8 protein-coding genes are annotated in these 14820 nt (G+C 71.7%); 2 read left to right on the top strand and 6 right to left on the bottom strand.

The features are described from left to right. Positions 1-102 precede the first annotated feature (102 nt). Genes AC069I_RS43360 through AC069I_RS43350 form a run of 3 tightly spaced genes read right to left on the bottom strand, consistent with a single transcriptional unit; the run spans position 103 to position 12309 of the window. The gene (locus AC069I_RS43360) at positions 103-5415 is read right to left on the bottom strand and encodes a type I polyketide synthase (protein WP_478268005.1); all 5313 of its coding nucleotides are present in this window, start codon (positions 5413-5415) and stop codon (positions 103-105) included. Between the two features lie 13 nt (positions 5416-5428). After that, positions 5429-8884, bottom strand: coding sequence for an acyl carrier protein (locus tag AC069I_RS43355; protein WP_478268004.1), 3456 nt, complete (start codon positions 8882-8884; stop codon positions 5429-5431). Then, positions 8881-12309 carry a non-ribosomal peptide synthetase gene (locus AC069I_RS43350; RefSeq protein WP_478268003.1) on the bottom strand — a complete coding sequence of 1143 codons (3429 nt, stop codon included), beginning with the start codon at positions 12307-12309 and terminating at the stop codon, positions 8881-8883. Before AC069I_RS43350 ends, AC069I_RS43355 begins: the two co-directional genes overlap by 4 nt. 262 nt (positions 12310-12571) lie before the next feature. Here AC069I_RS43350 and AC069I_RS43345 point away from each other — a divergent pair, with 262 nt between their 5' ends. Then, positions 12572-12925, top strand: a complete 354-nt coding sequence (locus AC069I_RS43345; RefSeq protein ID WP_478224608.1) for a hypothetical protein — start codon at positions 12572-12574, stop codon at positions 12923-12925. A 48-nt stretch (positions 12926-12973) separates the two neighbouring features. Here the strand turns inward: AC069I_RS43345 and AC069I_RS43340 are convergent, their stop codons facing one another. Then, a complete protein-coding gene (locus tag AC069I_RS43340; RefSeq protein WP_478224609.1) occupies positions 12974-13243 on the bottom strand; it encodes a hypothetical protein in 270 nt (89 codons plus the stop codon). 14 nt (positions 13244-13257) lie between these two features. Between AC069I_RS43340 and AC069I_RS43335 the strand changes: the two genes are divergently transcribed. Continuing rightward, complete coding sequence (locus AC069I_RS43335) at positions 13258-13419, top strand: hypothetical protein (protein ID WP_478268002.1); 162 nt, start codon at positions 13258-13260, stop codon at positions 13417-13419. A gap of 340 nt (positions 13420-13759) precedes the next feature. On the opposite strand, the gene AC069I_RS43330 is transcribed toward AC069I_RS43335, so the two are convergent. Both AC069I_RS43330 and AC069I_RS43325 read right to left on the bottom strand, forming a co-directional pair. After that, a complete protein-coding gene (locus AC069I_RS43330; protein ID WP_478230734.1) occupies positions 13760-14344 on the bottom strand; it encodes a lamin tail domain-containing protein in 585 nt (194 codons plus the stop codon). A 97-nt stretch (positions 14345-14441) separates the two neighbouring features. After that, on the bottom strand, positions 14442-14807 hold the full coding sequence (locus AC069I_RS43325; RefSeq protein WP_340684123.1) for a helix-turn-helix domain-containing protein: 366 nt from the start codon (positions 14805-14807) through the stop codon (positions 14442-14444). Between the last annotated feature and the right edge of the window lie 13 nt (positions 14808-14820).

Below are 14820 nucleotides of genomic sequence, written 5' to 3'. Positions count from 1 at the left end.
TCAGTGAGAGGTCAAGCGCAAGTGCCGCGTCGGTCCAGGGGGTCGTGAGTGGTAATGACGGTTAGAACGATCATTGCCACTCACGAGGCCTGACCCACCGCTTCAGCGTTCGAGCTTCGGGATGGTGGTCCGGGCGGATTCGTCCGGCGCCTCGGCCTTGCCGGCGCGCAGCTCCTCGATCCGCTCGGCCAGAGTGGCCACTGTGGACGCTTCGAACAGCGTCTTCATCGCCAGCCGCGTGCCGGTGGCCTTGCGCACCTGGGCGATGAGCTGGATGGCGACCAGCGAGTTGCCGCCGAGGGCGAAGAAGTCGTCGTGCACGCCGATCTTCTCCACGCCGAGCAGCTCGGTCCACTGGCGGGCGATCTCGGCCTCCAGCTCGGTGCGCGGGGCGACGTAGTCGTCCTCCGACACCTTCACCGGCGCTTCGTCGGGTTCGTCCAGCTCCTCGACGGTGACCTGGTGCTCGATCAGCTCCCGCACCGGGAGGGTGCTGATCACCACCTGCCCGCCGAGACCGGGAGCCAGCGCCCGCACGAACGCCTCGGCGCCGTCCACCGGCCGGATCCCGGTCGACGTCCCAACAGTGTCCACAGTGGACGCCGAAATCAGGCCGCCGCCGACGGCGGCCTGATCGACCTGGCGCAGCACGAAATCCTCGATCGTGACGAGCACGCGACCGGTCTCGTCGCACAGCGAAAGGTCGGCCGCCACCACCTGGTCGCCGCCGGAGTCGCGGTAGCGCAGGTGGCTGCGGAAACTCGTCGGGAGCGCGTCGTGCACGACGATCCGGCCGTAGCTCATCGGCAGGTAGGTGCCGCTCCCCCGGCCGCGGCCGAACGCGGTCGCGACGTCCAGCAGTGCCGGGTGCAGGCCCCACGCGCCGGCGTCACCCGCCGCCGCGTCGGGAGCCGTGATCGTGGCCAGCTCCTCCTCCGCGCCGATGCGGTGTTCGCGCAACGCCGCCCAGCGCGGGCCGAAGGTGACCATGCTGGTGCGGCCGGTGCCGAAGCCGTGCCCGTCGTCGATCGGCTCGGTCCGCCCGGTCACCGCCTCGATGTCCACAGTGGACGTCGGCCCCGCCTCGACCCATCCGGCGGATCCGCGCACGTGGGTCCGGCTCGCGCCGGCGACGTGGCTGTTCACGGTGAAGTCGTCGCCGTCGAACTCCACGCGGTACTCCGCGGTGGCGCCGTCCGGGACGCCGAACGGCTCCAGGAAGGCGACGTCCCGCAACTCGACGACGTGCCCGTCACCGGGCTTCGGCAGCGCCGCGGCCACCGCCGCGCGGACGGTCTCCAGGTGTCCCGTACCCGGCACCACCGGCACCCCGGCGATCCGGTGCTCGTCGAGCAGCCAGTGCGTGGCCGCCGAGACGAGCCCGTGCGCGCCGTCCTCGGTGCGCGTGGTGAGCACCGGGTGCTCGACCGGGCCGAGTGCCCGCGACCGGGTGGTGCGGATCGTGGTCGGCGCGGCCACTTCCGCGGCCATGCCGACCTCTTCCCAGCCACCCCAGGCGTGCGAGACGAGCCGCGCCCGCCAGCCGTGGCCGCCCCGCGCGTAGGCGTCGAGGAAGTTGTTGGCGGCGCAGTAGTCGACCTGCCCGATGCCGCCCGTCACCGCCGTGATCGACGAGCACAGCGCGACGAAGTCCATCGGCAGGTCGGCGAACGCCTCGGCAAGAGCCAGCGTCCCGGCGATCTTCGGGGCCAGCACGGCCTCGGCCGCGGCCCGCTCCTTCACCTCGGCGACGCCATCACCGGGCAACCCGGCCGCGTGCACGATCCCGTCGAGGCCGCCGAACTCGCGCTCGGCCAGCTCACGCACCTCACGCAGGCGCCCCGCGTCGGTGACATCGGCGGCGACGACGTGCACTACCGCGCCCGCGGTCTCCATCCGCCGCACGGCGAGCATCGCGCGCCCGGCACGGTCGGTGCCGCCGTGCGCGGCGAGGTGCGCGTCCCACTCCGCCCGCGGCGGCAGCCCGGCGCGGGTGAGCAGCACGAGCTTCGCCCGCACCCGGCGAGCGAGGTCCTCGGCGAGCGTGATGCCGATGCCGCCGGTCCCGCCCGTGATCAGGTACCGGCCGCCGTCGCGCAGCACCGGTTCGGCGGTCTCGGGCAGGGCGAGCTGGGTATAGTCGAGTATCCAGCGACGGCCGGCCCGCAGCGCGACCTCGGCGGCCGCGTCGGCGGGGCGGAACAGCTCAGCGACAGCGTCCTGCGGGCGATCTACATCGATCCGGCGCACCACCGTGCCAGGGACTTCCAGCGGCACGACCCGGGCGATGCCGGCGAGGGTCGCGTGCTCGGGGCGGTTCAGATCGGTGCCGGTGACGTCGACGGTGCCGGTACTCAGCACGTCGATCCGCACCGGCTCGCCCCAGGCCTGAACAAGATTGAGCAGGCTGAAGAACCCGTGGTCCTGTGCGGCCATGCCGCGCTCTTCCCCGGCCAGCGTCCAGGCGTGGACGACCCGCTCGGGCCGGGCGGGCAGCGCGGCCACGAGCGCGTCGTAGTCTTCGCGGGCCCCGGGCCGGACGGTGAATCCGGTCTCCGTCGCGGCGAACCCGTCACCGGGACGCACCTCGGTGACCGTCACACCCGCCTCGCGCAGAAGACCGGGCAAGACGTCGTCAGCGGCGAAGACGAGCGCGTTCGCGAAGGGCTCGCGTCTCAGGTCCGGTTCCGCCTGCCGCCACGCCGGGACCGCGAACCACTCGGACAGCGGCAGCGGACCGGTCGACCGCGCGGGCTGGGCAGCCGTGATCGGGTCCGGGTCGACCCAGTACCGCTTGCGCGCGTACGGATAGCCGGGCAGCGGCACCCGGTGGCCGGGCGCGCCGAACATGCGCGGTTCCAGGGAAACCCCGTTCGTCCACAAGAGACCGGCCGCGCCGTACAGTGTTTCGACGTCGCCGATGCGCTCGGTACGGCCCGGCAGGCTCGGCTGCGGCGCGGGCATGCCCTTGGGGACCTGGCCGCGGGACAGTCCGGACAGCTGATGACCCGGGCCGCATTCGACGAGCGCCCAGCGGCCGCCGCGCGCGAACAGGTTCTTGACGCAGTCGCCGAACCGGACGGCCTGACGCAGGTGCGAGGCCCAGTAGGCCGGGTCGGTGGCCTGGGCGTCGGTGATCCAGTCGCCGGTGACGTTCGACAGGAACGGCAGCGCGGGCGCGATGCGGGTGACGGCGGCGACGGCCGCGGTGAACTCGGCGAGGATCGGGTCCATCATCGGCGAGTGGAACGCGTGCGAGGTCACCAGCTCGCGGCACTGCACGCCGCTGGCCTTGAGCGTCGCCGCGAAATCCGCGACCGCGTCCGACGGCCCGGCCACGACACACGTGCCGGGCCCGTTCACCCCGGCGATCGCGAGCGTGCCCGGCAGCCGCGAGGTGACGCTCTCCTCGTCGAGCTGGACGGCCAGCATCGCCCCGGCGGGCATCGACTGCATGAGGCGGCCGCGGGTGGCGACCAGGTTCAGCGCGTCCGGCAGGGTGAAGACCCCGGCGACGGTGGCGGCGACGTACTCGCCGACCGAGTGACCGATCATCGCCGCGGGCCGCACACCCCAGCTCTGCCACAGCCTCGCCAGCGCGTACTCGACGACGAACAGCGCGGGCTGGGTCACGCGGGTTTCCCGCAGCGCCTGCTCGCCGCCGGGCCGGAAGATCAGGTCGCGCAGCTCCGGCAGCTCGGGTTCGAGCAGCCGCAGGCACTCGTCGACGGCCGCGGCGAACACCGGCTCGGCGTCGTACAGCTCGGCGCCCATCCCGGCGTATTGGGAACCCTGCCCGGGGAAGAGGAACGCCACGTTCGTCTCCCCGGCCTGTGCGGACACGAGGCGCCGGGGGTCGCGCAGCCCGTCGACCGCGTCCTCCGGGTCACGGGCGACGACGACCGCGCGGTGCGGGTACTCGGTGCGCCCGGCGGCGAGGGTGTACGCCACGTCGGCGAGGTCGAGGTCGACGTCCCCGGCCAGCCGCTCGGCGAGCTGGTCGACCGCGGCCGAGAGCGCTTCCGCGGTGTTGGCCGACACCCGCAGCAGATGCGCCGGATGCGGCGTCCGGGACCGCTGCGGACTCGGCGCCTCCTCCAGCACGACGTGCGCGTTGGTGCCGCCGACGCCGAACGAGCTGACGCCCGCCCGCCGCGGCACCCGGCCCGCCTCCCACTTCGTCACCTCGCGCGCCGGGAAGAACGGGCTCGCCGGGAAGTCGATCCCCGGGTTGGGTTCGTGATAGTTGATGGTCGGCGGGATCAGCCCGTGCTCCATGACGAGCACGGCCTTGATCAGCGAGACCACGCCCGCCGCCTGCGACAGGTGGCCGATGTTGGACTTCACCGAGCCGATCGCGCACCAGCCGGTGTCCGCGACCCTGTCCCCGTACACAGTGGACAGTGCGGTGATCTCGATCGGGTCACCCAGCGCGGTTCCGGTGCCGTGCGCCTCGACGTAACCGATGGTGCGCGGATCGACACCGGCCATGCCGACGGCCTGCGCGATCGCCTCCGTCTGCCCGGACACGCTGGGCGCGGAGAAACCGACCTTGGTGGCGCCATCGTTGTTGATCGCGTTGCCCAGCACGACACCCCGGATGTGGTCGCCGTCCTCGATCGCCTGCGACAGCCGCTTCACCAGCACGACCCCGACGCCGCTGCTCCAGACCGTGCCGTTGGCGCCCGCGTCGAACGCGCGCACGTGGCCGTCCGGCGAGGTGAAGCCGTCGACACCCATGTAGCCGACGCCGTGCGGCATTTCCACGTTGACCCCACCGGCCAGCGCCATGTCGCACTCGCCGTTGCGCAGCGCCTCGCAGGCGAGGTGCACCGCCACCAGGGACGTCGAGCAGGCGGTGAACACCGCGAGACTCGGACCGCGCAGGTTGAGCTTGTACGACACCGAGGTCGTCAAGTAGCTCGGCTGGTTGCCGGTCGAGATGCCGATCCCGCCGTGCTGCGAGGCGAGGAGCCGCTCGTTGCGCATCAGGTTCTCGGTCAGGTATCCGGTGCCCCCGGACCCGCCGTAGACGCCGATCGCGCCGTCGAAGCGGGCCGGGTCGTAGCCCGCGTCGGTGAGCGCGGCGTGGCACGACTGGAGGAACAGCCGATGCTGCGGGTCGGTGATCTCGGCCTCGCGGCTGGTCATGCCGAACAGCTCCGCGTCGAACTCGTCGAAGCCGTCGACCACGGCGGTGGCGTTCACCCAGCTCGGATCGTCCACTGTGTCCGGTGCGGCGCCGCGGGCGATCATCTCCTCGCGGGTGGCGGGCACGATCGACTCGACGCCGTCGACGAGGTTGCGCCAGAACTGCCGCGCGTCACGCGCGCCGGGCACGCGCACGTCGAGTCCGACGATCGCGATCGGTTCGGCTCCGGGATCGCCGGTGCCGGTTTCGGGGAGGTGGTTCACGGTGGTGCTCCTATCAGGAGCCGGCCGGGCCGGCGGTGCGACGGGGTCTTCTGGTCTGGGTCCGGCCTCGGCGGGCGGCGACGCGCTCGGCGGCGCGGGCCAGTTCCGGGACAGCTGCGCCGCCGGAGTGCAGGTGCGCGGCGAGGGCGCGGACAGTGGGGTGGGTGAACAGGTCGACCATCGGGATCCGGCGGCCGAGCCGGGCGGTGACCTGGGCGTGCACCCTGGCCAAGGCGAGCGAATTCCCGCCGGCGTCGAAGAAGTTGTCGGTGTGCCCGACTTCGGCGACGCCGAGGACGTCACACCAGGCACGAGCGATCACGGCCTCGGTCGCGGCGAGCGCCGCCGGATCCGCGGCCACCGACGGCGGCCGTGCCCGGACGCGGGTCGTCGCGGCGGGCGCGGCCGTGCGGACGTCCGCCCGCGGCAGCTCCGGCACGCTCGTCCCGACCGCCGCGTCCGGCGCCGCGGCCAGCGCGCCGAGCAGAGCGACGTAGTCCTCGGCGAGCCCGGCCATCCGGGCGTGGTCGAACAGGTCCGGGTTGTACAGCAGTTCGACGCCGTCGTCGTGGACGTACACCGTGAGGTCGAACGGCGACCCAGGCTTGTCGACCGGCAGCCACGCCGACCGCACGCCGGGCAGGTCCAGCCGCGGCTCGGTGAAGTTCAGGACGTTGAACATCACCTGCACGAGCGGGGCGTGCGCGGGATCGCGGGGCACGCCGAGCGCCTCGACGAGCCGTTCGACCGGCGCGGCCGGATGCGCGGTCGCGGCGAGGAGTTCCGCGCCGCCATCACGGACGTGCGTCGCGAAGTCCGCGGCGTCGTCGGCCCGCAGCCGCACCGGCACGATGTCCACGAAGAACCCCGCGACCTCCTGGCACTCGGCGAGCTGCCGGTCCGCGACGACCGTGGCGACCAGATGGTCGGTCGCGCCGGTGAGCCGCCGCAGCAGCTGGCCGAACGCGGCGAGCAGCACCCCGGCGCGTGTCGTGCCGGTGCGGGCGGCCAGCGCCCGCACCGACTCGGCGACGCCGTCCGAAAAGGACTGACGCAGGCTCACGCCTCGGTAGGTCTGCACGGCCGGGCGCGGCCGGTCACGCGGAAGGTCCACTGTGGTCGGTGCGCCGGTGAGATGTTCGCTCCACCAGGCGACGTCCACAGCTTCCCGGCGTTCGTCGCGTCCGGCCCGCCACACCGCGTAGTCCGCATAGGACGCCACCGGCGGCGGCAGCGGTTCACCCCGGTAGGCCGCCGACAGGTCTGCGCACAGCAGGTCCTGCGACCAGCCGTCGAACGCCGCGTGATGCAGCGTGAAGCCGAGCACGTGTTCCGTCTCGCCGAGCCGGTAAAGCCTTACGCGCCAGGGAGCCTCGCGGTCGAGGCGCACCGGTGTCGCGGCGTCGGCGGCCAGCCGGGACCGCAGACCGTCCTCGGTCACCGGCGCCACCGGCAGCGGAACATCCGACGGCGGCAGGAGATCCGCCAGCGGCGCGCCGTCGACGGCCCGGATCCGCCAGCGGAGTACGTCGTGCCGCTCGGCGACCGCGCGCAAGGCATGGCGCAGGGCGCCGACGTCCAGCGCGCCGGTCAGCCGGAACGCCATCGCGATGTTGTACGGTGCGGCGTCCGGGGCGAGCTGGTCGAGGAACCACAGCCGCCGCTGCTGCGGGGACAGCGCGGGCGCGTGCCCGGTGGTCAGCCCCGGTCCGGTCAGCGGCGGCGCGGCCGCGACCCGCCGGGTGAGCCCGTCGAGAGTGCCGCTCGCGAGCACGTCCTCCGTGGCGACGTCGGCGGCCAGCTCCGCCCGCAGCGCCGCGACCAGGCGCATCGCGGCGATCGAATTCCCGCCCGAGGCCAGGAAATCCGTCCCCGCGCCGTCACCGAGCACTCGCCGCCAGATGGCCGCGACCGCGCGTTCGGCCGAGGTGCCGAGCGGGCCGAGGTCCTCCCGTCGTCCCGCCAGCACCGCTTCGGCCAGGTCGCGCAGCGCGGGCCGGTCGATCTTGCCGGTGACCGGGTTGACCGGCAGGCGGTCGAGCACCCGGACCGCGGCCGGGCGCATCGCCGCGGTGAGCCGGTCCTGGCCGAGTGCGTCCACATCGGACGGTGCGGAAGCCGGTGCCAGGAACGCCACCAGCCGGGTGCCGCCCTGCCCGGGGACGGCTGCCACGGCGGCGGCGACGACGTCCGGGTGAGTCGCGAGCGCGGCCTCCACCTCGCCCAGCTCGATCCGCTGGCCGCGGACCTTCACCTGGCGGTCGGCGCGGCCGGCGAACTCGAGACGGCCGTCGGGCAGCTCACGGGCCAGGTCACCGGTGCGGTAGAGCCGTTCCCCCGGCGTCATCGGGTCGTCGACGAACTTCGCGGCGGTCAGCTCGGGGCTGCCGAGGTAGCCACGCGCGAGGCCCGGTCCGCCGATGAGCAGCTCGCCGATCTCGCCCGGCGCGACCGGCCGCAGCTCGGCGTCCACGACGTACGCCCGGTGGTTCGGCGTCGGGCGGCCGAGCGGCAGCGGATCGGCGGGCATGCCGGTGACCTCGTCGGTGACGACCACGACGGTGGTCTCGGTCGGGCCATAAGCGTTGAAGAACCGCCGTCCCGGCAGCCAGCGCGCGGCGAGCTCCGCGGGCACCGGCTCGCCGCCGCAGGCGATGACACGCCAGCCGGGCACGGCCGCGGGGTCCACCATGGACAGCAGCGTCGGCGTGACGAAGCCCCACTCGACGTCGTGCTCGACGAGGAACCGCCGCAGCCGCTCGGGGTCGGCCCGGTCGGCGGTGCCGGTGAGCTGGACCGATCCGCCGTTCACCAGCGGGACGAACACGTCCATGGTGAAGGCGTCGAAGGCGGGCGAGGCGATGCCGAGCGCCCGGGCGCCGGGCCGGATCCCGAGGGCGGCGGCGAACCCGGTGACGAACGCGACCACGTTGCGGTGACTGGTCAGCACGCCCTTGGGACGACCGGTGGAGCCGGAGGTGTAGAGGAGGTGGACGAGGTCGTCCGGACCGGCGGGGCACTCGACAGGGCCGTCCGCGGGCGGGGGTACGTCAACGGCCTCGATGCCTTCCGTGGCACCGAATTCGGCCCGCGCACAATCACCTACGACGAGGGAGACCCCGGCGTCCGCGGCGATCTCGGCCAGCCGCGCCTTCGGGCCGCCGGGTTCGAGCGGCACGTAGGCGGCCCCGGACAGCAGCACGCCCACGACGGTCGAGATCAGCTCCGGCCGCCGGTCGGCGCAGACGCCGACGCGGGTGCCGGGCCCGGCACCCCGGGCCCACAGCAGCCGGGCGACGCCGGTCGCCGACGCGACCAGTTCGCGGTAGGTGAGCCGGGCGTCACCCTGCCGGACGGCGACGGCATCCGGGGTGCGCGCGGCCTGGGCGAGGATCAGCCCAGTGATCGTGGTGTCCGGATAGGACAGTGGCGGGCCATGGCCTCCCACGACGGGCAAGGTGTCGGTCACCGAGGGGTCTCCTGGTCGGTTGTGTGGTGATGCGGTGGCTCGATCCAGTGCCGCTCCCGCTGGAACGGATAACCCGGCAAGGGGACGCGGCCGGGATCGCCGTCCGCTATCCATTCGATCTCGCCGCCTCCGGCCCAGTGGGCAGCCAGGTCTCGCTCCGCCCCGGTTGGGCCCTCGACGTCGGTTCCGTTCGCCAGCAACGCATCGAGCGCGGCGACCGCCGACGTGACCGAGTCCGCCACCACGGCGGCCCGGCACGCGAAAGCCCGCCGCACCGATAGCGTGTACGCCACGTCCCTGAGGTCCGGCGCGTCCGTGGCGAGCCGGTCGCGCAGCCGGGATACCGCCTCGCGCAACGCTTTCGCGTCACGCGCGGACACCGGCAATACGAACGGACCGTTCGCCGCTTGCCGTGGTGGGACGGCAGGGGCCTCCTCCACGATCACGTGCACGTTCGTGCCGCCCATGCCGAACGAGCTGACCCCGGCCACCCGCCGCTCGCGGGCGGGCCAGTCGGTGGCCTTCGCCGGGACGTACCAGGGTCCGCCCGCCAGGTCGACCTCCGGGTGCGGGGCCGTGAAGTGCAGGCTCGGCGGGATGACTCCGTGCCGTACGGACAGCACGGCCTTGATCAGCCCGGCGATACCGGCGGCCGCGTCGAGGTGCCCGATGTTCGTCTTCACCGAGCCCAGCGCACACGTTTCCGGCAGCGTGTCCCCGTAGACGCGGTTGAGCGCGGCCACCTCGATCGCGTCACCCAGCGGGGTGCCGCTGCCGTGGGCTTCGAGCAGCGCGACCTCGTCCGGAGCGACCTCCGCGACGGCCAGCGCCTCGGCCACCGCTGCCGCCTGCCCGGCCGGTCCCGGCACGGCGTAGCCCGCGCGGTCCGGGCCGTCGTTCGTGATCGCCCAGCCGGGCAGCACAGCGTAGACGTGGTCGCGGTCGGCGAGTGCGTCCGCCAGCCGCCGCAGCACGACCACCCCGGCGCCCGAGCTGAACCCGGCACCCGCCGCGCCGACGTCGAACGCGCGGCACCGGCCGTCCGGGGAGGCGAGCCCGCCACTGCGGTACCGCGGCCACGTCACGCTCGCCCCGCCTGCCAGCGCGACGTCGCACCGGTAGTCCGCGAGGCTCTGCACGGCCAGCGCCACCGCCGCGAGCGAGCTGGAGCACGCGCTCTGCACGGCCACCGCCGGCCCGGTCAGCCCCAGCCGGTATGCGACCTGGCCGGGTAAATGATCGGCGAGCTGGCGGCCGGTCAGCCGCCCCTCCCAGTCGTCCGGGTCGACGTCACCGGTCACCGCCGGATTGCCGAACAGGTGGAACAGGAAGTAGCGGTTCACCGAGGCGGCCGTGAACACCCCGACCGGGCCGGTCTCGGCGGCGGGGTCGCGTCCCGCGTCCTCCAGCGCCTGCCACGCCGTTTCGAGGAAAAGCCGGTGCTGCGGGTCGGTCCGCGCGGCCTCGTCGGCGGTGAACCCGAAGAACCCGGCGTCGAACTCCTCGACACCGTCGATCCGGCCGCCCGCCCGCACGTATGCCGGGTCGGCACGCAGGCCCGGCCCGATGCCCAGCGCCGCCAGCTCTTCGTCGGTGTAGTCGTGGATCGAGTCGACGCCCGCGCAGAGGTTCCACCAGAACGAGGCGGCGTCCGGCGCGCCGGGGAACCGGCAGGCCAGCCCGACGACGGCGATGAGATCCCCGGCCCGCTCCTCCGCGGCAGGCGGCGGTCGAGTGTCCGAAGTGGACTCCGTGAACCAGGCGGCCTGCCCGGCGATCGTCGTGCGCTCGAACAGGACGAGCAGCGGGACGTCCACCCCGAACTCGTCGGCCAGCCGCGCCTGCACCCGGCCGAGCCGCAGCGAGTCGCCGCCGGCGTCGAAGAACGCCTCGGTGCGCCCGACCCGGTCACGGCCCAGCACCGTGCACCAGATCCGGTGCACGCGTTCCTCGGCCGGGGTCAGCCGCTCGGCCGGGACGGTCGCGGCCGTCCGCGGGTCCGGCAGCGCCCGTTCGTCGAGTTTTCCCGTTACGGTCAGCGGAAAACCGTCCAGCACCGCGACGGCCGCGGGGACCGAATAGCCGGGCAGGACGTCCGCCAGCGCGGCCCGCAGCGCCCGGCCGTCCGGACGCGAGCCGGACGCGGTCACGTAGGCGAGCAGGTCGCCGTCGCGCACGATCGCGCGGGCTTCGCCCACGCCGGGCTGTTCGGCGAGCCGGGCCTCGATCTCGGTCAGCTCCACCCGGAAGCCGCGGACCTTGACCTGCCGGTCGAGCCGTCCGAGGCAGACGAGGTTCCCGTCCGACAGCAGCCTGCCGAGGTCGCCGGTCCGGTAACGACGGTCGCCGTCGGCGGTCACCCCGAACGCCGGGCTCGGCTGGTCAAGGTAGCCGTCGACGAGATGCCGCCCGCGCACTTCGAGTTCGCCGCTGTCCAGCACGGTGAGCGTGAACCCGGGCAGCGCGTGCCCGATCGGCAGCGGCCCGTCGGCGTCCGGGTCCAGCTCGGCGGCGGTCGTCCGGTAGTGCGCGGCGAAGGTCACCTCGGTGGCGCCATAGCCGTTGACGAACACACACTCCGGCGCGAACCGGCCCCGGCGTACGTCGGAGTGGGTCGCCTGCTCGCCGCCGAGCAGCACGGTCCGCACGGACGGGAGGCCGGTCTCGCCGAGGACGTCGAGCAGGTGCCGGTAGACCGTGGGCGTCGAGTGGTAGACGGTCACCTCGTGCCGGGCCAGCTCGCGCGCGGCGTGGGCGAGGCCGTGCGCGCGCAGGTCGACCGGTACGAGCGCGGCGCCGGTGAGCAGTGCCGGGTAGAGGTCCGGGATCGCCGCGTCGAAGCCGAACGACGCGAGCAGGCTGAGCCGGTCGGCCGCGGTGATGCCGAGGGCGGTGATCTGGTTGTCTACGACGTGCAGGAGGTTGCGGTGGGTCTGCGCGACGGCCTTCGGACGGCCGGTGGACCCGGAGGTGAACAGCACGTACGCCAAGCCGTCCGGATCGGCTTCCGGCACCGGGAGCGGCGCGGTTTCCGTGCCCGCGCGTACAAGCCGCACGGATCCGGTGCCGCACAAGGACTCTGCCAGCTCGACGTACTCCGGATCCGCGAGCACGGCGGTCACCCGCGCGGCCGTGAGCTGGTACTCGAGACGCTCCCGGGGGAAGGTCGGGTCCAGCGGGACGTAGGTGCAGCCCGCGGCGAGGGTGCCGAGGATCGCCGCGATCGCGGCGCTGCCATGCCCGGTGACGAGCCCGACCCGCTCCCCCGGCCGGACACCGGCGTCGCGTAACCGCAGCGCGCGGCCGCCCGCGAGCCCGGCGAGCCGGCCGTAGGTGAGCCCGGTGCCGTGCTCGAAGACCGCGACGTGGTCGGGCGATTGCCGGGCGTGCCTGTCGAATCGGCTGACGCAGCCGGGCTCCGTCATCGGGCGTCGAGCAGTCGCTCCGAGGTCTTCCGGGCGCGCGACGACAACGGCGTGGACTTCATCTTGCTCCCCAGTGCAGATTCAGGTGAAGAATTACGCAAGGTTAAGACGACCGGCCGCGCCGAGGAATACGATTTCCGCTGATTTAGTCCGAATGATCCATCTATATTGGACCATACGTCGCAGTTATCCACGGCTTACGCCCGAATCCGCACACTGGACGACACTTCGTGACCATCGTTCGGCCACCAACGACACTCGGTTGATCACTTTCGGTGACACGTCGGATATTAACCGACACCATGCCATGAGCCACTTTTACCGGCAACCGGCGAGCCGTTTTCCACAATCGATTCAGAAATACGGATCCCCGATCGCACGGGTGAACCTCGCCTTCAACGCCGGCCGCGGCGGCGTGAAGGTTCAAGGGCTTGCCAAGACGCCCACGGCGGTCCCGCGCGGGGCAGGCGGAGAACATCGGCTTCCCGGACGCGACGAACACCCGCCCGGCGATGGACGACCGACGTGGGTCGGCACGCTTCCCAGCCTCACGCATGAGTCGTTCGGCTCGCTTGCCTCGCGAATCGACGTGTATCCATTTCAGGCGAATTCGTGAATCAGAGGGACGTTACTTCGGCGGGATTTTCTCCCGCGCGAAACAGCCTCAGGAGTCGGATTCGCCCATCACGAGACCTTCGATGGTGTGCTTCTGAGTGATGGGCCGCAGGGAATCGACGATCGGGCAATCGAGATGGGCGCGCACAAAATCCGGCAGGGTCGCCCAGAATTCGTGCGTCACGGCGGTGTCGTGGCGCGCGTCGTTGCCCGCTCCCGGCGCGTCGAGACCGAGGACGAGGACGGGGCGGCTTTTGGCCGAGTGGTTCGCGGTTCCCCTGTGGACGGTCAGGGCCGACCGGATCGAAATGTCGCCCACTTGCGGCTATCACGATGGCGTCCAGCGTCGAGTCGACATCCGGCTCCGCCTTCCAGCGCGCGGGCGATCTCGCCGAGCTTCTTGCCAAGACCGTCCGCGGCATCATCGGTCACGTGCGGCTCCTTGTCTCGTGGACAGGATGCAAACGTGGCGTGGTCGGCGCGGGGTGGTCGTGAGTGGCGTTTCGGGTTCTAACCCGAAACGCCACTCACGACCCTCTTCAAACCCGCACATGTGGACATCAACCGGACATCTTGTGGTCCGGGCTTGTCCCGCGTGGACAGTCAAGGCACAGCCTTCTTCTGTCGACCTTCATGACGGGGACTCGATCACGCCACCTTTGCCTCTCCCCTCAAATATAAGGGGCAGGGCAAAGGGGGTGCCGGGCCTTGGAGGACGCCTGTGGCCGTGTTTGCCGGGGCGTGATGGTGACCTGTTCACGCCTTACCATCAATAGTGGGGGCTCGGGCCAGAACCTGGCCCGAGCCCCCCGGAGCAGTAGTGTCGTGTGTGAAATCAGCCAGGACGGCCCGGGCTGGCCGGGAGCTTCTGGAAGTCGACCTGGTTGTTACCGACGAAGTTCACTCGGTGGAGTGACTTCTTCTGTGCCGCGTCCTGCGGGCTGAGCGGCGAAGCGGGGACACCCGCGTAGAACGTCGTCCTGTACGTGGTGCCCACGACGTCCAGCTGCCGGCCCATGCCGGTCTGCAGGGAGATCCCCACCGAGTTGGGGATGTCATTGGTGGTCGTGAAGATCTGGTCCGGCTGTACCGACCCCGCGAGCCGCTGGCTCGCCAGCAGGTAGGTCTGTCCCGGCGCCAGCCGGGTACCGGTCGGGATCCGGGCGATCTCGAACTCGAAGTTGCTGTAGTTGGCCAGCAGCTTGGCACCACCGATGGTCACGGTGTAGTTGGCGCGGTTGGACAGTTCGATGAATTCCTTGAACGTCGCGTCCGGGCCGACACCCTGGGTGGAAAGCTCGCTGATGTGAACGCTGCGCGGCACCACAGGAACCTGCTCTTCGGCAACGGCCGCATTGGCGGCGCCGAGGCCGAACACCGTCGCGACCGTCGCTGCGATCACGCAAAACGTGCGCTTCATATTGTATTCTCCTGGTTGGGATTCTGATGCAATCAGGGTTCTCGATGAGACCCTGAGATAGATTTTGTCAATGTGGGCGACCACAGAAAAGAGGCCATCATAATGGCTCCTGATAATCTTGTCGGTCGTTCGATTCCGCGCTCCGCCGATCGAGCTCGAATGGCAGCAGGGTCCACGGCTGTGGCTGCAGCATCTGCGCCAGCAGGCGTTCGCGCCTGGCGAGAGATGCCGCGTACTGCAGAGTGGGCAACGGTACCTCGAGAACGCGGCTCAGCCAGTGCAGCCAATGGCTGGTGGGGATGCGTTTCCCTCGCTCCCATCGGGATATGTCCGCACGGGTCACGGTGTCACGACCAGACGCCGAGGCAAGTGACTCGGCGAGTTCACGCTGGCTGAAACCACGCCTTTCCCTGATCCATTTGATCAGCTCCGCAATCGATTCAGGTGGTTCCCGGTCGTACACTTGGATTCCTCTG

The organism is Amycolatopsis sp. NPDC043885 (assembly GCF_056435685.1).
Note: the sequence above shows the minus strand (reverse complement) of the source record. Positions and strands in the feature narration are given on the sequence as shown.

Coding starts and splice junctions, on each gene's coding strand:
- AC069I_RS43350 (WP_478268003.1), bottom strand. CDS start 12,309: ATGACGGAGCCCGGCTGCGTCAGCCGATTCGACAGGCACGCCCGGCAA.
- AC069I_RS43330 (WP_478230734.1), bottom strand. CDS start 14,344: ATGAAGCGCACGTTTTGCGTGATCGCAGCGACGGTCGCGACGGTGTTC.
- AC069I_RS43335 (WP_478268002.1), top strand. CDS start 13,258: ATGGCGTCCAGCGTCGAGTCGACATCCGGCTCCGCCTTCCAGCGCGCG.